Raw genomic sequence first — 18,166 nt, forward strand, 5'->3', positions numbered from 1 at the left:
TATGGCTTCCCTCGGCGCTGCGTTTAATAGCCCCCACCCAGTGCGTGGCGTCGAGGTACTTTCCCAAACATTCTCACCCGACATCGGCAGCCCTGCGACAACGCGCGAAAGCGTTTCGGAATATACCTGAATCACTTGTTCGCTGCCTCTCCCTTCGGTCGAACGCGAAAAGTGACGTGCGATGTTTCAAGTTTATCCCGAAACGCTGTAGGTTGCCTTGAAACGATTTATGTTGGGATAAACTATGCGCGATTTTCACCTGCCCGGACGCTCACCTGTACTTGCGGCAAACGGCATGTGCGCGACGTCACACCCGCTGGCTGCCAAGACGGCGGTCGAGATGCTGGAGCGGGGCGGCAATGCGATGGATGCGGCCATTGCCGCCGGTGTCCTGCTGGGCATCTGCGAACCGCAGATGACCGGGATCGGTGGGGATTGCTTTGTTCTTTACACCCTGCCCGGCAGCAAGGATGTGCATGCGCTGAACGGATCGGGCCGCGCGCCTTCGGGGGCCGATGCAGCGCTTCTGCGTCAGCGCGGGGACACCAGCGTGCCGTTGTACAGTGCGGATGCGGTTACCATCCCCGGCGCGATCGACGCCTTTTGCCATCTGTCGGAAACTGCCGGCACGGCGGGGCTGGACGCGGTTCTTGCCCCGGCCATCCGCTATGCCGACTCCGGCGTGCCGGTCGCGCCGCGCGTCGCCTTTGACTGGGCGCGCGAAACGGAAAAGCTGAAGGGCGCGGCGCGGGATCATTTCCTGATCAACGGCAAGCCTCCTCAGGTGGGTCAGAATTTCCGCGCACCCGGTCAGGCCGAGGTGCTGCGGCGCGTCGCCAAGGACGGCAGAGATGCGTTTTACACCGGCGAAATCGCGGAAGATATGCTGCGCGCCCTCAAGGATCAGGGTGGTGTGCACAGTGCCGAGGATTTTGCCGCTGTCGCCGCAACGTCGGCCACCCCCATCGCCGGTGCTTACAAGGGCATCGACGTGGTCGAGCACCCGCCAAACGGACAGGGTGCAACGGCGCTGCTGATGCTCAACATTCTTGACCAGTTCGATATCGCGGGCATGGATCCGTTGGGGGCCGAGCGTATCCACATCGAGGCCGAAGCGGCCAAGCTGGCCTATGACGCCCGCAACCGTTTTCTGGCGGACCCGGATCACACCGCCAAGCTGGATCACATGCTGTCATCCGACACCGCGCAGCGGCTGGCCGCGCTGATCGACCCAAAGCGCGCGATGGATGCCCCCGCTGCCCTGTCCGAACAGGTCCACAAGGATACGATCTACATCACCGTGGTGGACAAGGACGGCATGGCGGTTTCGCTGATCTATTCCATCTTCCATGGCTTCGGATCGGGCATCGCATCCGAGAAATTCGGCATCCTGCTGCAAAACCGGGGGGCCGGATTTACCCTGGAGGAAGGCCATGCCAACGAGTTGAAAGGCGGCAAACGCCCAATGCACACGATCATTCCGGGCATGATCCGCGAGAATCGCAAGGTGATCATGCCCTTTGGCGTCATGGGCGGGGCCTATCAGCCCTGCGGCCATGCGCGCTTTGCCTCGAACCTTCAGGATTTCGGCATGGACCCGCAAAGCGCCATCGACGCGCCGCGCGCCTTTTCCGATCAGGGGGTGCTGAAAGTGGAACGGGGATACCCCGACGCGGTCCGCGCGCAGTTGAGCGACATGGGCCACAAGGTAGAGATCCCCGATGCTGCCATTGGCGGCGCACAGGCCATCCTGATGCGCCCGGACGGCATCCTGGAAGGGGCCAGCGACCCCCGCAAGGATGGATGCGCGCTGGGGTACTGACCGGCGCGCCTGCGGCGTCCATCGCAACCGCAGAGAAGGGAAAGGTAACCCATGGGTTACTTAATAACTTGTTAATAATAGATAAATTTTGGTTAAGCCGAAGGCTTGCGAAGCATCAGTTCAACTGGAAATGCAGGGGATAGGACCCATCGGTGAAGGGGCCGAACAGGTCGGGAATATCGGGGTGATCCACCGGTTCCCCGGAATAATCCGCGACAAGGTTCTGCTCTGACACATAGGCCACGTAGTAGCTTTGATCATTTTCCGCCAGCAGGTGGTAGAACGGCTGATCCTTGACCGGGCGGTTTTCCTTGGGAATCGATTCATACCATTCATCGGTATTTGCGAATTCCGGGTCGACGTCAAAGATCACCCCGCGAAACGGGTGTTTCTTGTGCCGGACAACCTGCCCGAGATGATATTTCGCGCGTGTACGTAGCATAACATTGCAGCCCCTACCTTTCGTTAGTAGTCGGTTCAAGGGGCATTTGTCCAATCACGCATGAATCGGCAAAGGAAACAAACTGTTGCCCCCCGTGCTTGAGGTCATGAGAATCGTGGCACTTGGCCCCCCCCCCCGCCGGGCCCAAGCCGCGCAGGGGGAAAGCGGGAAAGGGCGCATTTCCGCTTTTACCAACTGTTCTGCTGTAAAATTTTTGATGTGATCCGCCATCAAAATAGCGTATGCTGTGACAAAATAAAAAACGACCAAGCGAGAGGCAAATGAGCAAAACTCTTCGCGCTATGATAATTGTACTGATGGTCGCCTCCTGCGGGGGCGGGCAGTCGTCTGCGCCGAACGACCTGGACAACGCCTGTACAATTCTCAGAGAGCGCCCCGAATACTATAAGGCGTTCCGCAAGGTGGAACGCAAATGGGGTGTGCCGGTGCATGTGCAGATGGCCACCATCCACCAGGAAAGCAAGTTCGTATCGGACGCGCGCACGCCGTTCAAATACGTGCTGGGCGTGATCCCGATGGGGCGGCAATCCAGTGCCTTTGGGTATTCCCAAGCGCTTGATGCCACCTGGGAAGAATACCGCAACGCGCAGAACCGCCGGTCCGCCAAGCGCGACAGGATCAATGACGCCAGCGATTTCATGGGCTGGTACATGAACCAGACCCGCGACCGCAACGGCATTGCCCTGCACGACGCGCGCAACCAATATCTGGCCTATCACGAGGGTCACACAGGTTATGCGCGGGCCAGCTACAACAGCAAATCCTGGCTGGTTGCCGTGGCCGGCAAGGTCGAGGCGCGTTCGCTGATGTATCAGCAGCAGATCGCAGGTTGCCGTTTGCGGTGACGTGACAGCCCCGGTCAGCACTGGCCCGGTCAGCACTGGCCCCGGTCAGCGCCGGGGCCGGTACGACCTACCTTGTGGGCGCGCTGCCCGGACTGCCCGTGTCGAACAGGCTGTTGGGCAATGATCCGCCCTTTTGCAGGTCCCCCAGCACCACGGTTGTGACCGAACCGTTGCCGTCATTGATGATCCATTGGCGCAGTTCCACCGGGTTGCCGGTGAACTTCAACTGGATGTTGCCGTATTGCGGGTTTTCAGGGTCCTGTGCCGTCACCACCGTGGCGGTGCCGTCATAGGAATGGCCGGTGACCATATTGGCGCGTGCCAGGTCCACCTGTTTGGCCAGGATGATCGACAGCGGGGTGCGCGACAGCGGATAGCTTTCTGCGGGCTGGTTCGACTTCTTGTCATAGATCACCACGGTATTCGCGCCGGCGACCACCAGCGCGGATTCAGGCGGGTTGTATTCGAACCGCACCTTGCCCGGCCGTTTGATATAGATGGTGCCGGTGCTGATCGACCCGTCATCATTGATCTGGGTAAAGTCGCCCTTGGCGGTCTGAAGCTGGTTCAGATAGGCCGATATGTCGTTCAGCGGCAGTTTTTGCGCCATTGCCGCAACGGGGCTCAGCAGGGCAAGTGCAAGTACGATGGGTTTCATCAGTCGCATTGTGATCTTCCTGTGTTTCAGTTGGAACAGACATAGGGCGGAACCCGGTGATATGCGATATCAGGTCGCGGTTTTCTGCTTACCGGCGTGACGCATTGCCTATCGGGGGTGGTGTCAGGCCCCGGCAGTCAGGGCCGCAGTACGTCGCATAAAAAAGCCGCCGGTTGGCGTGACCGGCGGCTGTTGGCGCATCTAGCGAACAGGGCTTGAAGGAGGTAAGCCTTATCCCTGTTCCGGCACCAGTATCTCGCGTTTGCCCACATGGTTGGCTGGAGAGACGAGGCCCTCGTCCTCCATCTGCTCCACCAGGCGGGCGGCCTTGTTGTAGCCGATGGCCAGCTTGCGCTGGATGTAGGATGTCGAACACTTGCGGTCCTTGATCACCACCTGCACGGCGGTGTCATAAAGCGCGTCCTCGCCATCGGTATTGCCGCCTGTGTTCAGCCCCAGCACCGCGTCGATGTCGCTTTCCTTGTCATCGGCCGGGCCTTGCACCACGCCGGAGACATAGTCAGGCTCGCCGAACTGCTTGAGGTGGTTGACGATTTCCTCGACTTCCTCGTCTGATACGAATGGGCCATGGCAGCGGGTGATCTTGGCCCCACCCGCCATATACAGCATGTCGCCCATGCCCAGAAGCTGCTCGGCACCCATCTCGCCCAGGATCGTGCGGCTGTCGATCTTGGAGGTCACCTGGAAGGAAATCCTTGTGGGGAAGTTCGCCTTGATCGTGCCGGTGATCACGTCGACCGAGGGGCGCTGTGTCGCCATGATCAGGTGGATGCCCGACGCCCGTGCCATCTGGGCAAGGCGCTGGATGCAGGCTTCGATTTCCTTGCCCGCGACCATCATCAGGTCGGCCATCTCGTCCACGATGACGACGATATAGGGCAGCGCCACCGGGGTTGTTTCCTCGGTCTCGAAGATCGGTTCTCCGGTGTCCTCGTCAAAGCCGGTCTGAACGGTGCGGCTGAAGAGTTCGCCCTTGGCCAGCGCATCGCGCACGCGGCCATTATAGCCTTCGATGTTGCGCACGCCCATCTTGGACATCTTGCGATAGCGTTCTTCCATTTCGCCCACGGTCCATTTCAGAGCGACAACGGCCTTTTTGGGGTCGGTGACAACCGGGGACAGCAGGTGCGGGATGCCGTCATAGACGGAGAGTTCCAGCATCTTGGGGTCGATCATGATCAGGCGGCATTCCTGCGGTGTCAGCTTGTAGAGCAGCGACAGGATCATCGTGTTGATGGCCACGGATTTACCGGACCCGGTGGTCCCCGCGATCAGCAGGTGGGGCATCTTGGCGAGGTTCGCCACAATGGGATCACCGCCGATGTCCTTGCCCAGCGCCAGCGGCAGGCGTTGGTTGCCATCGCCAAAGTCGCGGCTGGACAGGATCTCGCGCAGGACCACCTTTTCGCGGTTCTCGTTGGGCAGTTCGATGCCGATCACGCTGCGCCCCGGCACGGTGGAGACACGGGCGGAGAGCGCGGCCATGGAGCGCGCAATGTCGTCGGCCAGACCGATCACGCGGCTTGCCTTGAGGCCCGGTGCCGGTTCCAACTCGTACATGGTCACCACGGGGCCAGGGCGCACCGCGACGATCTCGCCCTTGACGCCGTAGTCATCCAATACCGTTTCCAGCATCCGCGCGTTCTCTTCCAGTGCCTCGTCGCTGAGGTGCAGGCGCTGCACGGTGTCGGGGCTTTCCAGCAGGTTCAGCGGCGGCAGTTCGAAACCGGGATGGGTGTCTTCGAAGGTCAGGGTCGGCTGGGCTTCGGCCTGGGCCTGTCTGGAGGGCTGCACCGGTTTGCGGGTCGGTTGCTGCACCACGACGCGGCGCGGCTCGGCCACGGGGATGGAGGGGGTTTCCGGTGCGGCCTGGTGCAGCGGCAGGACATCGGGTTGCCCGGCGGTGTCAGCTTCGTCGTATGAATCGTAGCTGTCGTCCACCGGCGCGTATGACAGCGGTTCCTCTGCCACGGGTGGTTGCGCTGCCATAGTGGCGGCGCCGGTGCCAGAGATCGACAGACGGGATGCCGTCAGAGGCGGCTCTGCCCGGCCGGCCTGCGCGGCTTGCGATGTCAGGGGCGGCTCGGGCGGCAATTGCCCGGCAGGTGCGGTTTTCAACAGCAGCGGATCAGGCCCCCTGCCCCGCCCCCGCGTGAGCGGTGCGGTTGTCGGCGTATGTACCGCCGTGGTGCTGCGCACGCGATTCTTGATCACATCCGCGATCTTGGACTTGATGCGGTCGCTGCCCGGTTCTTCCTCTTCCACCACGGCGTCGGAATATGTTTCCACCAGTTCGGGCTCCGGCATCGGGTCGGGGCGTTTGATCAATCCGGGCATACGGCCCAGCAGGCTGGATTTGGCCGGTTCGACCTGCGGATGGGTTTCAAGCACCGGTTCGGCACGGGGCATGTTGCGCTGGACCGCCACTGCCGACACTTCCTGCTGTGCGGCAAAGGCCGCGTTCTCTTCTGCCTCGATGCGCAGACGTTCGCGCCGCTCGGATTGGCGGGCCTGCAAGGTCTGGGCCGCATGCACGGCACCGGACGCGCCGCGCCCCATGATGTTCATCATCGTGGCATAGGCCATGATGGTGCCCACCAGCAGGAAGCGGCCAATGCGGTTCAGTTCGGCCCTGGTGAAACCGAGCACAAAAGCGCCCAGTGCCAGAATGCCCAGCCCCATGACCACGGACATGAATTTCACGGTAAAGGTCGATCCGATCGGCAGGATCGTCAGGATCGCGCCCATCACGGTATCGCCAAACAGACCACCCAGACCAAAGCTGTGGGTCTGAAGCCATTCCGGTCCCGGTGCCAGGGTTGCGGCATAGATCGAGCCAAGGGCCACGGCAATCGGCGCAAAGATCAATCGGCCCAATGCGCGGTCCTGTCCCCAGTGCAGTGCAAACCGCCCCCCCCAGAACAAAAGGATTGCGGCCAGCCCCCATGCGCCCCAGCCCACGATCATGAACAGCGGTGCGGCGATGGAGGCGCCCATGCGGCCCATCCAGTTCTGCACCGGCGCATCGGTTGAGACCATCCAGTTGGGATCGTCCGGCGTGTAGCTGCCGATCATCATTGCGGCCATCACGCCCAGCATGATCAGCGCCAGACCCAACAGTTCCTTGCCGCGTTTTTCCAGCGCCTCGGTCATGTTGCTGTCCAGCAGGGGGTCACGCCCACGGGTCTGATATGCCATTGCTCGTTTCCTCGTTCTCAAGTCGGATAAAGGCAGTCGCGGATCAGTTCCAATCCGCGTGCCGTTTCATCTTTGGGGGCCACCAGGGCGACCCGGATGTACTTTTTACCGGGGTTTCCCACCCCTTCAACGTCCTGCGCCAGATAACCGCCCGGCAAGACCTTCACGCCAGTTTCTTTCCACAGCTTCAGGGCTGCGGCCTCGTCGTCCTCGACCGGAAGCCAGAGGAAGAATCCGGCCTCCGGGCTGTGATAGCCGGGCACATTGCCCAGGATGCGGTCCGCGATCCGGTATTTCTCAAGGTAAAGCGCCCGGTTTTCAACCACATGCACCTCGTCGTCCCAGACAGCGGCGGCGGCGGCCTGCAAGGGCAGCGGCAGCGGTGCGCCTGCGTAGTTGCGCAGCTGCTTGACCTCGCGAATGGTCTCGGGGCCGGAGGCGACAAAGCCGGAGCGCAGGCCCGGCAGGTTGGAGCGTTTCGACAGCGAATGAAAGATCACCACGCGGTTGCGGTCGGTGCCCAGTTCCTCGGCCACCTGCAATGCGCCGACGGGCGGCGTGTCGCGGTAGATCTCTGAATAGCATTCATCGGCAAAAATCTTGAAATCGTGCTTTTCGGCCAGGTCGATCAGCCTGGTCCAGTAGTCACGCGATGCGACAGCGCCCTGCGGGTTGGCGGGCGAACAGATGTAGCAGGCCGTGGTCCGGTTCAGGATTGCGGGATCAACGCTGTGGAAGTCGGGCAGATGCCCGGTTTCCTCGGTGGCATTGACCATGATCGGGTCCGAATTGCCGGAAATCGCGCCAATCATATAGACCTGATAGAAGGGGTTCGGCATCAGGATGGCAGGTTTCTGGCCGTCCTTGGTTTCGGGGCAAAGGGCAATCACCGCGTTGTACAGACCTTCGCGGGTGCCGTTCAGGGCCATCACTTCACTGTCGGGGTCCATGTCCACGCCATAGCGGCGCTTGATCCAGCCCGCGATAGAGGCGCGCAGTTGCGGCGAGCCATCGTTCGGAGGATAGCTGTTAAACCCTTCCGCAGCTTCGACAATCCTGTCCGTGACCCATGCCGGGAAGGCATGTTTCGGCTCCCCGATTGTCATCTGGATCAATGGTCCACCACCTTCGTGCACGTCCAGAAGGGCGCGCAGGCGCGGCCACGCATGGGCCGGAAGGTTCGAAAACCGCTCAGGATAGAACATTACAACTGCCTCGGATCGGGATCGTTATCGCCCCGTTTGTTTCAAAGTACCCAAGGTGCTGCCTGCCGTCCAGAAAAACCGGCGCAAGCTCAGCGTGTTGTGGTATTTAGGCCAATCTCAGACCAGCATTTCCTCGACCGCCGCGCCAAGTCTCAAAAGCTGTTCTTCCATATGTGGGGGGCACATCAGCATCAGACCACAAGAGGGAGTATCCGTCGGCAGGGTGAGCGCGCATAATCCCATCAGGTTGCCGATGCGGGTGTTGCGCAGGGTCAAGAGATTTTCAGAGACATAATAGTCATGGTCTTGTTGCAGTTTCGCAAGCGACGGCGGCAGCAGGGCGGCGGTCGGCAACAGGACCGCGTCGTAACCCGCGACTGCCGCGTCATAGCCTGCGCGCAACGCGTCCAGCTTTGCCCATGCCGCCACGTAATCCGGCCCGGAAAAGCCTTTGCCCAGGCGAAACCGTTCCAGAATCTCGCTGAACATCGCATCGGGGTTCGCCTCGATCACATCGCGCCACAGGCCGTAAGCCTCTGCCGTATATAGACAACTGCTGAGCGGCATCGCCTCTGCCACCTCGGGAATGTCGATTTCGGTGATCTGGGCTCCGGCCTCTGTCAGGCGGGCAATCGTCGCCTCGAATGCGGCGGCGGGGGTCTCGCGGAGGTCGTCCATCGCGGTGGTGCGCAGGACCGCGAAACGGCGCCCTTCCAGATCACTGTGACGCAGATCGGCAGATTTTTCCCCAGCCATGGCGGCAAGCAGCAGGCTGGCGTCCTCGACCGACCGGCACAGCGGGCCAATTGTGTCGAATTTCAGGGCCAGCGGGACAACACCCTCAAGGCTGAGCCGCCCCGATGTTGTCTTGAGCCCCACCAGATCGTTCCAGGCGGCAGGAACACGCACCGAGCCGCCGGTGTCAGAGCCGATGGCGGCAGCGGCCAGCCCGAAGGCCACCGACGCCGCAGCGCCGGAGGACGACCCGCCGGAAACGGCGTTTTCATCGTTGATGCAGGGCGGTGTCGCGGTGCTGGGGTTATGGCCGAGGCCAGAAAAGGCCAGTTCGCTCATATGGGTCTTGCCCAGACAGACCAGCCCGGCGGCAGTCGCATTGGCCAAAACCACCGCATCGCGGTCCGGCACGCGCCCTTCCAGCAGTCTGGACCCGGCTTCGGTCGCCGTGCCTGCGGTATCAAAGAGGTCTTTCCAGGAGATCGGCACGCCGTCGAGCGGGGACAGCCGTTGCCCCGCCCTGGCGCGGACGGCGGCGGCGCGGGCCTCTGCCAGGGCGCGGTCGGCGGTGACGCGGGCATAGATGCGGTCCCGCAGGGGGTGCGCCGCGATGGCATCCAGATAGGTCTGGCACAGGGCCACCGGATCAATATTCTTTGCCGCGATGCCGCGCCCCAGATCCGCGGCGGTCATGGTCAGCCAGTCTTGCATGTTAGGTCCCCTGATTTTCGCAGACGGTAGCGACCACAGCGCGCATGGACAATCCCCGAGCGACCGCCATATCAAGGGGCATGAAATTCGATACCGATATTGCCATCATCGGCGGCGGCCTGAATGGCCCGGTCCTGGCGCTTGCACTTGCCGGTTCGGGGCTGCGGGTGACGTTGATCGACGCGCTTGAGATCAAGATCCGCAGGAATGCGGGCTTTGACGGGCGGTCCTATGCGCTGGCGCTGTCTTCTACCCGGATGCTGGAGGCGCTTGGCCTTTGGCAGGGGATCGCGGATCAGGCCCAGCCCATGCTGGAGATCAAGGTGACAGACGGGCGCGCGGGCGACAGGCCGTCACCGATGTTCATGCATTTCGACCATGCCGAGATCGAGGAAGGCCCGATGGGCTTTATGGTGGAAGACCGGCATTTGCGGCGGCATCTGCTGGATGCGGTCAAGGCGGACAAGCGCATCCGCCAGATGAACGGCGAAACTGTCATCGGCCAGAGCGCGGATGCCGCCGGCATCACGCTCACGCTGGCCAGCGGCGGGTCGCTGCGGGCGCGCCTTGCCGTGGGGGCCGATGGGCGCAGCACGGGCACCGGACGGCGTGCGGGGATCGGGCGGGTTGAATGGGCCTATTGCCAGACCGCGCTGGTATGCGCGATTGAACATGCGGCACCGCATCACGGTATCGCGCATCAGTTGTTCATGCCATCCGGGCCGCTGGCCATCCTGCCGCTGCGCGGCAACAGATCCGCCATCGTCTGGAGCGAGACGGCCGAGACCGCCAAGGCGATCAACGCGCTGTCCGATGCGGCCTATCTGGAGGTGTTGCGGCCACGGATCGGTGATTTCATGGGAGAGATCGGTCTGGCAGGGGCGCGCTATACCTATCCGCTGAGCCTGTCGCTGGCGCAGAATATGGTGGCACAGAGGGTGGCCCTGGTCGGCGATGCGGCCCATGGGGTGCATCCGATTGCCGGACAGGGGTTGAACGCGGGGCTGCGGGATGTCGCGGCATTGGCAGAGGTGATTGCCGATGCCCGGCGGCGCGGCGAGGACCCCGGTTCTGACGCGGCACTGGCGCGCTATCAGGAATGGCGGCGTTTCGACAATGCGTCGCTTGCTCTGGCGACCGATAGTTTCAACCGTCTGTTTTCGAACGACAACCCGGTGATCCGTTTGGCGCGCGACATCGGGATGGCCGCCGTGAACGCGCTGCCCGGCCTGCGGCGCGGTTTCATCCGCGAAGCTGCCGGTCTGACCGGAGAGCTGCCAAGACTGATGCAGGGCAAGGTGCTGTGATCCGAAGAGGGGTCAGCCCAGTTTGCGGGCTTCGTCGATCAGCATGACCGGGATGCCGTTTCGGATCGGATAGGCCAGACCGGCGGCCCTTGAGATCAGTTCCTGATTTTCCGCATCATATTCCAGCGTTGTCTGATTGCGCGGACAGATCAGGGCATCCAGCATGCGGCGGTCAAAGATCGGGGTCTCGGTCATTGTATCAATCCTTCGTCATGGCCGCCGCGCATGGCGTATTCGATCAGGGTCACCAGGGTCTCGCGCCGGGTCTGGAGCGAGGGTGCCTCAAGCAGGGCCTGTTTGTCCTCTGCGTCGAAGTCGAGCATCATCGAAAGTGAATTGATCAGCAATTCATCTTCCGCCTCTTTCAGCGTGCTCCAGTCGGCGGAAAGGCCGCGGGTTTCGAAATAGCGGCCCAGCAGGTCCATGAGGGGTTTGCGGCTGAAGTTGGCGTCCTGTTCCTCGTCGCCCAGGTCGCGTTCAAAACCGTCCCATTTCACGTCGCATCTGCGGTAGGGGCTGAAGCCCTCGACCTCTTTGATCACCCGAAAGCGGGACACGCCGCTGAGCGTGATCATATAGCGGCCATCCTCGGTTTCGGAGAACTGGGTGATGCGCCCGGCGCAACCGATGCTGTGCAGACCGGGCCCCTGGCGGCCCGGCACCGGGTTGGGCTGGATCATCCCGATCAGCCTGCCATCGGTCTTCAACGCGTCGGCAATCATCTGCAGATAGCGCGGTTCGAAGATGTGCAGGGGCAATCGCGAGCGGGGGAGAAGCAAGGCTCCCGCCAGTGGAAAGATCGCGATCGTATCTGGCAGCTCTGTTTGCTTTATCATGGCCTAGCACCTAGCGCATGCGCAGGATCAGGCAAATATCATCGAGCTTAATTTGCGACGCCCGTTCAAGACCACGGGATCGTTGGGTTTCAGCGCATCGAAGATCGTGAACAACTGCGTTTTCGCGGCACCGTCGTTCCATTCGCGGTCGCGGCGGAACAGATCCAGAAGATGGGTCACCGCCAGTTCGGCATCGCCCTTGGCATAAAGCGCCTGGGCCAGGTCGAACCTTGCCTGATGGTTGTCGGGTTCCGCGTCCACGGTGGCGGTTAGTTCGGCAACCGGGCCTGCGTTTTCCGCCTGCCGTGCCAGTTCGAGCTGGGCAAAGGCGGCTTCCAGTTCCGGGGCTTTGGAAATCTCGATCGGGGCACCGTTCAGCAGGGCCTCGGCCTGGTCCAGTTCGCCCATTGCGATATGGGCGCGGACCATGCCGCCATAGGCACCGGCGTGTTGCGGGTCTTCGCCCAGAATGGCAACGAAGGTCTGTGCCGCATCCGCAGCCGCGCCTTCGGTCAGCATGTCCTCTGCCGCCTCCACAGCTTCGGCCAGCGCATCGCCCGGCGCTTCGCCACCGGCAGCCTTGATCACCTTGTCGACAAAGGCCTTGATCTCGGATTCCGGCAGGGCCCCCTGGAAGCCGTCGATTGGCTGGCCCTTGTAAAAGGCATAGACGGTCGGGATCGACTGGATCTGCAGCTGGCCCGCGATCATCTGCGCCTCGTCCACGTTCACCTTGGCCATCTTCACGGCACCCTTTGCGGCGGTCACCGCAGCCTCCAGCTGGGGGCCCAATGTCTTGCAGGGGCCGCACCAGGGGGCCCAGAAATCCACGATCACCGGTGTTGTCTGCGACGCCTCGACCACGTCGGTCATGAATGTCGCTTCGCTGACATCCTTGATCAGGTCGGCGTCGGGTGCGTTGGCGGTCAGGTTCAGTTCCATGGTCTTGTCCTCGCGTGTCAGCATTTGACCTTATATGAGCGCTTGGGCGCGTGAATCAAAGGTCAAAGGTTGCAAAAACCGGCGCGTGGTCGCTGGGTTGCTCCCATCCCCGCACGGCGCGCTGGATGTGGCTGGAGTGGGCGGCGTTGGAAATATCCGGCGTGGCCCAGACGTGATCGAGGCGACGGCCCTTGTCTGCCGTATCCCAATCAGCCGCGCGGTAGGACCACCAGCTGTACAGATTGCCCTGCGGAATGTCCTTGCGGGTGATGTCGACCCAGCCGCCCGCATCCTGTGTGGCACCCAGGGCTTCGACCTCCACCGGGGTGTGGCTGACCACCTTCAGCAGTTTCTTGTGATCCCAGACGTCGTCCTCTCGGGGGGCGATGTTCAGATCGCCCACGAGAATCGCCTTTTGCGGCTTTTCGCCATGAAACCAGTCGCGCATTTCTGCCAGATAATCCAGTTTCTGGCCGAATTTCTCGTTGATTGTCCGGTCGGGTTTGTCGCCACCGGCGGGCACGTAGAAGTTATGGATGGTTGTGCCGTTCTCCAGCCGGGCCGCGACGTGGCGGGCATGGCCGAGGGTCGCGAAATCGCGGTCCCCGGCATCTTGCAGCGGCAGTTTGGACAGGATGGCAACGCCGTTGTAGCCTTTTTGCCCGCGCGCGACCATGTGGGTATATCCCGCCTGGCTGAATGCCTCTGTCGGGATCTTGTCGACCGGGCTTTTGCATTCCTGCAGGCACAGGATGTCCGGCCCATGTTCAGCCAGCATTTTCAGGACAAGTCCTTCGCGGAGGCGGACCGAATTGATGTTCCAGGTGGCAAGGGTGAATGGCATGGGATGCTCCGTCTGTGACCTTGGGCAGGTTAACCGCTCGGGCGGGGGAGCGCCACCAGGTCACGTCCTCCCTGCCGGACATATTCGCCGGACGAGGTAGATCATAGCGAAGAAAAAAGGCCGGGCACGAAGCCCGGCCAAGTCCAACAGGGAGGTATGTGCCAATACCCGGGCACAAGCTTCGGGGTTCAAACCGAGCAGCGGGTCATGAAAACCCCGCCTCTCGTAGGGGTAACCGCAGAACCCTGATTTGGTTCCGGCGGTCAGCTCATTAATCTGTAGCCACCGGATTCGGTAACAAGAAGGCGCGCATTTGACGGATCTGGTTCGATTTTCTGGCGCAGGCGATAGATGTGGGTTTCCAGCGTGTGGGTGGTTACGCCCGCGTTATAGCCCCAGACCTCGTGCAGCAGCACATCGCGCGGGACGACGCCATCATTGGAACGGTAAAGAAACTTCAGGATATTGGTTTCCTTTTCCGTCAGGCGGATTTTTTTGTCGTCTTCGGTGACCAGCATCTTCATCGAGGGTTTGAAAGTATAAGGCCCAAGCTGGAAAACCGCATCTTCGGATTGCTCGTGCTGGCGCAGCTGGGCGCGGATACGGGCCAAGAGGACCGGAAACTTGAACGGTTTGGCGACATAATCGTTGGCACCGGCATCCAGACCCAGGATGGTATCTGCATCGCCGTCATGCCCGGTCAGCATCATGATCGGGCTTTTCACACCCTGTTTGCGCATCAGCCGGCAGAGTTCGCGGCCATCGGTATCGGGCAGGCCAACGTCCAGGATGACCAGATCATAGATCGCCTCTCTGGCACGGGCCATGGCGTCGGCGCCGTTGCCTGCTTCGAAGACGTCAAAGTCCTCTGTCATGATCAACTGCTCGCTCAGCGCCTCGCGCAGGTCCTCGTCATCATCGACGAGCAGGATTTTCTTGAGCTGGGCCATCTTTAACCTCCACACTATTTTGTTAACAGGTGTGCCTTGCGTCCGGGTTCGACAAGGTTTGGCATGCTGGCTTCACGGCCTCGTGTGGCAGAGCGCCGCAATGTTTCAATTCAGAGCCATGTGGCATAGTTAAGTTTCAATCGCCTTTCGGAGTTGTAACACAATATGGCCCTGGCCCCCGACATTATCGAACAACTGGCCCGCGCGCGGGCGGATTTACGCATGGGCATCCCGGTTGTCCTGCTGGATGCAGAGCCTGTGCTGGTGCTGGCCGCCGAAACGCTGACCGCGCAGCGGCTGGCCGATGTTCTGGCATTGGGGGGGGAGCCGGTTCTGGCAATCACCGCGCGCCGTGCCCAGACGCTCAAGGCGCGTGCCTATGACGGGGATCTGGCGCGGGTGATTCTGCCGGAGGACGCGACACCGGCCTGGGTGCAAAACCTGGCCGATCCCGCTGACGACCTGCGCGCGCCGATGAAGGGCCCGTTGAAATGCGCGCGGGGTGGGGATGTGGCCGCGCATCGCGCCGCCCTGCAGCTGATCAAGACAGCGCGCCTTTTGCCCGCCGCGCTGATCCTGCCGCTGGCAGATGCCAAAGACTTTGCCGCGCGGCATTCCCTGACGGCGCTTGACCTTGCCGCGGTGACCCCTGCGCTGGCCGAACGCAGCCCCTTGCATCCGGTCGTCAATGCCCGTTTGCCGATGGAAGTGTCAGAGGCGGGCCGGTTGCATATCTTCCGCCCCGAGGATGGCGGCGAGGAGCATTATGCCGTCGAGATCGGACGGCCAGACCGGGCAAAACCCGTGCTGGCGCGGTTGCATTCCGCCTGTTTCACGGGGGACCTGATGGGCAGTCTGAAATGTGATTGCGGCCCGCAATTGCGCGCCGCGCTGGCGCAGATGGGGGCCGAGGGGAACGGCGTGCTGCTCTATCTCAATCAAGAGGGGCGTGGGATTGGGCTGGCCAACAAGATGCGGGCCTATTCCTTGCAGGATCAAGGGTTTGACACCGTCGAGGCGAACCACCGACTGGGGTTCGAAGACGATGAACGCGACTTCCGGCTGGGGGCGGATATTCTGAAATCCATGGGGTTCTCAGCCGTGCGCCTTCTCACCAACAATCCGCGCAAGGTCGAGATGATGGAATCCTCTGGCATCAAGGTGGCCGAACGCGTGCCGCTGGCGGTCGGGGAAAACCGCCATAACGCTGGCTATCTGGCGACAAAGGCCGCAAAATCAGGGCATCTGTTTTAGGGGGCGACCATGGAAGGCCGATGCTCTTGCGGGGCGCTGCATTACAGGGGGACGGCCGTTCCGGTGTGGAAGCTGCAATGCCATTGCAGGGAATGTCAGTATATCCCGGGCGGGGGGAAACCCTGTCATGATGAGATACCTGTGTGCAAATGACCCCCGATGACCTGGTCCTGACCCCCATTGGCCTGCGGTTTCAGGGGCGGCTTTACCCTTGCAGCATCGGCAAGGGGGGTCTGAATGGACAAAAACGCGAGGGCGATGGTGCCACGCCGAAAGGGGTCCACAAGATTGTCGGGATGCTGTACCGGCCCGACAGGCTGGCCTGCCCGGTGAGTTGGGCCGTGCCGATCGGGCCGGGGGACCTGTGGTCCGATGATCCGGCAGCCGGGGATTACAATACGATGGTGCGCGCGCCCTACCCGCACAGTCACGAGATGCTGCGGCGCGCGGACTCGCTTTATGATCTGGTGATCCTGACAAACTGGAACTGGCCCCACGCGGTTGCCGGGCGCGGCTCTGCCATTTTCATTCACCAGTGGCGCAGGCCCGGATACCCGACCGAAGGCTGTATCGGCCTGCGGCGGGCCGATCTGCATGCCATTGCGCCGATGATCCGGCAGCGTACACGGCTGATCGTGGCCTGACGCCGGGCCTTATCCCGGCACTCTTTCCCCGAAAATGGCGGATCCGACCCGCACATGGGTGGCACCCAGTGCCACGGCGCGTTCGAAATCGCTGCTCATGCCCATGGAAAGGCCCTGTAACCCGTTGCGTGCCGCGATCTTTGCCAGCAGGGCGAAATGCAGTGATGGTTCTTCGTCCACCGGGGGAATGCACATCAGCCCCCGTACAGGCAGATCGAGATCCCGGCATTCGGTGACAAAGGCATCGGCATCGCCGGGCAGGACACCTGCCTTTTGCGCTTCCTCGCCGGTGTTCACCTGGATGAACAGATCGGGGCATTTCCCCTCTTCCTGGGCCAGCCGGGCGAGGGCACGGGCCAGCTTGGGCCGGTCCAGGGAGTGGATCGCATCAAACAGGGTGATCGCCTGCCGCGCCTTGTTGGATTGCAACGGGCCGATCAGGTGTAGATCGACGCCGGGAAATTCGGCGCGGAAATCGGGCCATTTGCCCGCAGCCTCCTGCACCTTGTTTTCACCAAAACAGCGGTGGCCCTGCTCAAGCACATGACGCACCCGCGTGTCCGGCTGCACCTTGCTGACGGCGATCAGGGTGACGGAACCGGCTTTGCGCCCGGCGTCTGTCTCTGCCTTGGCCAATCTGGTGGTGATATCTGTCAGACCCATGATGTTCCCCTTGCTGCCCTGGGGCGCACAGAACAACACGGTGGCAGAAATGAAAAGGGGCAGACCCGAAGGCCTGCCCCAAACTCACGTGTATGAGTTCAACTTAGAAGTTGAAGCGCACACCGAAGTCAACCAGCGTCGCGTCGGAACCTGTGGAGGAGATACCGCCACGGAGGGACGTACCGCCACCCATGTCGTGGTTGAAGTCAACACCGTAGGATGTTTCAGCGAAGTAGTCCGCGTCAGCAACGTAGGCTTCGATGTTTGTGGCTGCGCCAACATCAAAACGACCGGACAGAACCCAGTGATCGCCTGTACCACCAGCGCCGATTACGCCATTGTCATCGCCGTTTTTGGCGTATGCCAGGTTCACGTCGGCAACGCCGAAGGAACCGCCAACTGTGACTGTCCAGTCGGTGTCACCCACGAAGTCGGAGTCCTGTGCGCCCAGAGCGAATGTCCAGCCGTTCCATGTGTACGCGATGTGACCCGCGATACGGTCGTTGGCCGGACCGGTGGGGTTGGTTGCGGACACGTGGACTGCCAGATCACCAGCGGAGTACAGAACTTCGATACCGTTGGAGCCCGAGCTACCCAGGCCTTGGCCGTTCTGGTAAGCATCGCCACGGAAGTTGTAGGCAACGTAGTCATAGGAGTGACCGGTCAGACCAAGGTCGATGGGGTACTGACCAGGCATGAATTCCAGCGCGCCGTAGATGTTACCAACACCAACTTCGAAGCCGCCGGAGCGGGCGAAGAAGCGTGCGCCGTTGAAGCCCGGAGCGACGGCGACGGCTGCGTCACGCTCTTCGGATTCGAAGTGAATGGTACCACCGAACACGACACCAGCGTCGGATTCAGCAGTTGCATTCACGATCAAACGCAAACGGCTTGTGATGTTTGTTGTGTCACCAGCTGCTGTGTCTGTGTACAGGATACCAAAGCGGCCATAACCACCAAATGTAACGTCTGCTGCTGCAACGCCGGCGGTCGCGACCAGGGCTGTTGTAGCGAAGAGAACTTTTTTCATGAGTTTTCCCTCGGTTTGAATTCATATGCCCAGACCGG

At 61.7% G+C, this 18,166-nt stretch carries 18 protein-coding genes; 6 read left to right on the plus strand and 12 right to left on the minus strand.

What is annotated here, in order from left to right:
* The first annotated feature begins 244 nt into the window (after positions 1 to 244).
* Entirely contained in the window at positions 245 to 1,822 is a 1,578-nt protein-coding gene (locus tag A8B82_RS07545) for a gamma-glutamyltransferase family protein (protein WP_067290317.1), read from the plus strand.
* Between the two features lie 115 nt (positions 1,823 to 1,937).
* Here the strand turns inward: A8B82_RS07545 and hspQ are convergent, their stop codons facing one another.
* Positions 1,938 to 2,264 (minus strand): heat shock protein HspQ, encoded by a 327-nt coding sequence (gene hspQ, locus A8B82_RS07550; RefSeq protein WP_067290320.1) that lies wholly within the window; start codon positions 2,262 to 2,264, stop codon positions 1,938 to 1,940.
* A gap of 281 nt (positions 2,265 to 2,545) precedes the next feature.
* Between hspQ and A8B82_RS07555 the strand changes: the two genes are divergently transcribed.
* Positions 2,546 to 3,130 (plus strand): transglycosylase SLT domain-containing protein, encoded by a 585-nt coding sequence (locus A8B82_RS07555; protein WP_067290323.1) that lies wholly within the window; start codon positions 2,546 to 2,548, stop codon positions 3,128 to 3,130.
* Between the two features lie 67 nt (positions 3,131 to 3,197).
* On the opposite strand, the gene A8B82_RS07560 is transcribed toward A8B82_RS07555, so the two are convergent.
* The 4 genes from A8B82_RS07560 to A8B82_RS07575 all read right to left on the minus strand — a co-directional run bounded on the left by A8B82_RS07560 (position 3,198) and on the right by A8B82_RS07575 (position 9,658).
* The gene (locus A8B82_RS07560) at positions 3,198 to 3,797 is read right to left on the minus strand and encodes a LolA family protein (RefSeq protein WP_201120764.1); all 600 of its coding nucleotides are present in this window, start codon (positions 3,795 to 3,797) and stop codon (positions 3,198 to 3,200) included.
* Positions 3,798 to 4,019: 222 nt separating this feature from the next.
* Complete coding sequence (locus A8B82_RS07565; RefSeq protein WP_067290326.1) at positions 4,020 to 7,007, minus strand: DNA translocase FtsK; 2,988 nt, start codon at positions 7,005 to 7,007, stop codon at positions 4,020 to 4,022.
* A 17-nt stretch (positions 7,008 to 7,024) separates the two neighbouring features.
* On the minus strand, positions 7,025 to 8,212 hold the full coding sequence (locus A8B82_RS07570) for an aminotransferase class I/II-fold pyridoxal phosphate-dependent enzyme (RefSeq protein WP_067290329.1): 1,188 nt from the start codon (positions 8,210 to 8,212) through the stop codon (positions 7,025 to 7,027).
* A gap of 117 nt (positions 8,213 to 8,329) precedes the next feature.
* Positions 8,330 to 9,658, minus strand: coding sequence for an amidase (locus A8B82_RS07575; protein WP_067290332.1), 1,329 nt, complete (start codon positions 9,656 to 9,658; stop codon positions 8,330 to 8,332).
* A gap of 80 nt (positions 9,659 to 9,738) precedes the next feature.
* Between A8B82_RS07575 and A8B82_RS07580 the strand changes: the two genes are divergently transcribed.
* Positions 9,739 to 10,965 (plus strand): FAD-dependent monooxygenase, encoded by a 1,227-nt coding sequence (locus tag A8B82_RS07580; RefSeq protein WP_082899184.1) that lies wholly within the window; start codon positions 9,739 to 9,741, stop codon positions 10,963 to 10,965.
* 12 nt (positions 10,966 to 10,977) lie between these two features.
* Here the strand turns inward: A8B82_RS07580 and A8B82_RS07585 are convergent, their stop codons facing one another.
* The 5 genes from A8B82_RS07585 to A8B82_RS07605 all read right to left on the minus strand — a co-directional run bounded on the left by A8B82_RS07585 (position 10,978) and on the right by A8B82_RS07605 (position 14,537).
* A complete protein-coding gene (locus tag A8B82_RS07585) occupies positions 10,978 to 11,160 on the minus strand; it encodes a Trm112 family protein (RefSeq protein ID WP_067290337.1) in 183 nt (60 codons plus the stop codon).
* Positions 11,157 to 11,801: an LON peptidase substrate-binding domain-containing protein gene (locus A8B82_RS07590; RefSeq protein ID WP_067290339.1), complete on the minus strand. Its 645-nt coding sequence runs from the start codon at positions 11,799 to 11,801 to the stop codon at positions 11,157 to 11,159. Before A8B82_RS07590 ends, A8B82_RS07585 begins: the two co-directional genes overlap by 4 nt.
* A 27-nt stretch (positions 11,802 to 11,828) precedes the next feature.
* Positions 11,829 to 12,767 carry a tetratricopeptide repeat protein gene (locus A8B82_RS07595; RefSeq protein WP_443069331.1) on the minus strand — a complete coding sequence of 313 codons (939 nt, stop codon included), beginning with the start codon at positions 12,765 to 12,767 and terminating at the stop codon, positions 11,829 to 11,831.
* A gap of 31 nt (positions 12,768 to 12,798) precedes the next feature.
* Positions 12,799 to 13,587: an exodeoxyribonuclease III gene (locus A8B82_RS07600; RefSeq protein ID WP_067290342.1), complete on the minus strand. Its 789-nt coding sequence runs from the start codon at positions 13,585 to 13,587 to the stop codon at positions 12,799 to 12,801.
* A gap of 263 nt (positions 13,588 to 13,850) precedes the next feature.
* On the minus strand, positions 13,851 to 14,537 hold the full coding sequence (locus A8B82_RS07605) for a response regulator transcription factor (RefSeq protein ID WP_067290344.1): 687 nt from the start codon (positions 14,535 to 14,537) through the stop codon (positions 13,851 to 13,853).
* A gap of 165 nt (positions 14,538 to 14,702) precedes the next feature.
* On the opposite strand from A8B82_RS07605, the gene ribA reads away from it, so the two are divergent.
* From ribA to A8B82_RS07615, 3 genes are read left to right on the plus strand one after another with little or no spacing between them, the layout of a single operon-like run.
* Positions 14,703 to 15,791: a GTP cyclohydrolase II gene (gene ribA / locus A8B82_RS07610; protein WP_067290347.1), complete on the plus strand. Its 1,089-nt coding sequence runs from the start codon at positions 14,703 to 14,705 to the stop codon at positions 15,789 to 15,791.
* 9 nt (positions 15,792 to 15,800) lie between these two features.
* Entirely contained in the window at positions 15,801 to 15,944 is a 144-nt protein-coding gene (locus A8B82_RS24765) for a GFA family protein (RefSeq protein ID WP_443069332.1), read from the plus strand.
* A complete protein-coding gene (locus A8B82_RS07615) occupies positions 15,941 to 16,435 on the plus strand; it encodes a L,D-transpeptidase family protein (RefSeq protein ID WP_067290349.1) in 495 nt (164 codons plus the stop codon). Before A8B82_RS24765 ends, A8B82_RS07615 begins: the two co-directional genes overlap by 4 nt.
* 9 nt (positions 16,436 to 16,444) lie before the next feature.
* On the opposite strand, the gene A8B82_RS07620 is transcribed toward A8B82_RS07615, so the two are convergent.
* Positions 16,445 to 17,098 (minus strand): YggS family pyridoxal phosphate-dependent enzyme, encoded by a 654-nt coding sequence (locus A8B82_RS07620; protein WP_067290352.1) that lies wholly within the window; start codon positions 17,096 to 17,098, stop codon positions 16,445 to 16,447.
* A gap of 103 nt (positions 17,099 to 17,201) precedes the next feature.
* Positions 17,202 to 18,128, minus strand: coding sequence for a porin (locus A8B82_RS07625; protein WP_067290355.1), 927 nt, complete (start codon positions 18,126 to 18,128; stop codon positions 17,202 to 17,204).
* Positions 18,129 to 18,166 lie beyond the last annotated feature (38 nt).

Origin of the sequence: Sulfitobacter sp. EhC04 (assembly GCF_001650875.1) — a bacterium.
In the GTDB taxonomy this organism is placed as follows: Bacteria; Pseudomonadota; Alphaproteobacteria; order Rhodobacterales; family Rhodobacteraceae; genus Sulfitobacter.

Coding starts and splice junctions, on each gene's coding strand:
- A8B82_RS07545 (WP_067290317.1), top strand. CDS start 245: ATGCGCGATTTTCACCTGCCCGGACGCTCACCTGTACTTGCGGCAAAC.
- hspQ (WP_067290320.1), bottom strand. CDS start 2,264: ATGCTACGTACACGCGCGAAATATCATCTCGGGCAGGTTGTCCGGCAC.
- A8B82_RS07555 (WP_067290323.1), top strand. CDS start 2,546: ATGAGCAAAACTCTTCGCGCTATGATAATTGTACTGATGGTCGCCTCC.
- A8B82_RS07560 (WP_201120764.1), bottom strand. CDS start 3,797: ATGCGACTGATGAAACCCATCGTACTTGCACTTGCCCTGCTGAGCCCC.
- A8B82_RS07565 (WP_067290326.1), bottom strand. CDS start 7,007: ATGGCATATCAGACCCGTGGGCGTGACCCCCTGCTGGACAGCAACATG.
- A8B82_RS07570 (WP_067290329.1), bottom strand. CDS start 8,212: ATGTTCTATCCTGAGCGGTTTTCGAACCTTCCGGCCCATGCGTGGCCG.
- A8B82_RS07575 (WP_067290332.1), bottom strand. CDS start 9,658: ATGCAAGACTGGCTGACCATGACCGCCGCGGATCTGGGGCGCGGCATC.
- A8B82_RS07580 (WP_082899184.1), top strand. CDS start 9,739: ATGAAATTCGATACCGATATTGCCATCATCGGCGGCGGCCTGAATGGC.
- A8B82_RS07585 (WP_067290337.1), bottom strand. CDS start 11,160: ATGACCGAGACCCCGATCTTTGACCGCCGCATGCTGGATGCCCTGATC.
- A8B82_RS07590 (WP_067290339.1), bottom strand. CDS start 11,801: ATGATAAAGCAAACAGAGCTGCCAGATACGATCGCGATCTTTCCACTG.
- A8B82_RS07595 (WP_443069331.1), bottom strand. CDS start 12,767: ATGCTGACACGCGAGGACAAGACCATGGAACTGAACCTGACCGCCAAC.
- A8B82_RS07600 (WP_067290342.1), bottom strand. CDS start 13,587: ATGCCATTCACCCTTGCCACCTGGAACATCAATTCGGTCCGCCTCCGC.
- A8B82_RS07605 (WP_067290344.1), bottom strand. CDS start 14,537: ATGGCCCAGCTCAAGAAAATCCTGCTCGTCGATGATGACGAGGACCTG.
- ribA (WP_067290347.1), top strand. CDS start 14,703: ATGGCCCTGGCCCCCGACATTATCGAACAACTGGCCCGCGCGCGGGCG.
- A8B82_RS24765 (WP_443069332.1), top strand. CDS start 15,801: ATGGAAGGCCGATGCTCTTGCGGGGCGCTGCATTACAGGGGGACGGCC.
- A8B82_RS07615 (WP_067290349.1), top strand. CDS start 15,941: ATGACCCCCGATGACCTGGTCCTGACCCCCATTGGCCTGCGGTTTCAG.
- A8B82_RS07620 (WP_067290352.1), bottom strand. CDS start 17,098: ATGGGTCTGACAGATATCACCACCAGATTGGCCAAGGCAGAGACAGAC.
- A8B82_RS07625 (WP_067290355.1), bottom strand. CDS start 18,128: ATGAAAAAAGTTCTCTTCGCTACAACAGCCCTGGTCGCGACCGCCGGC.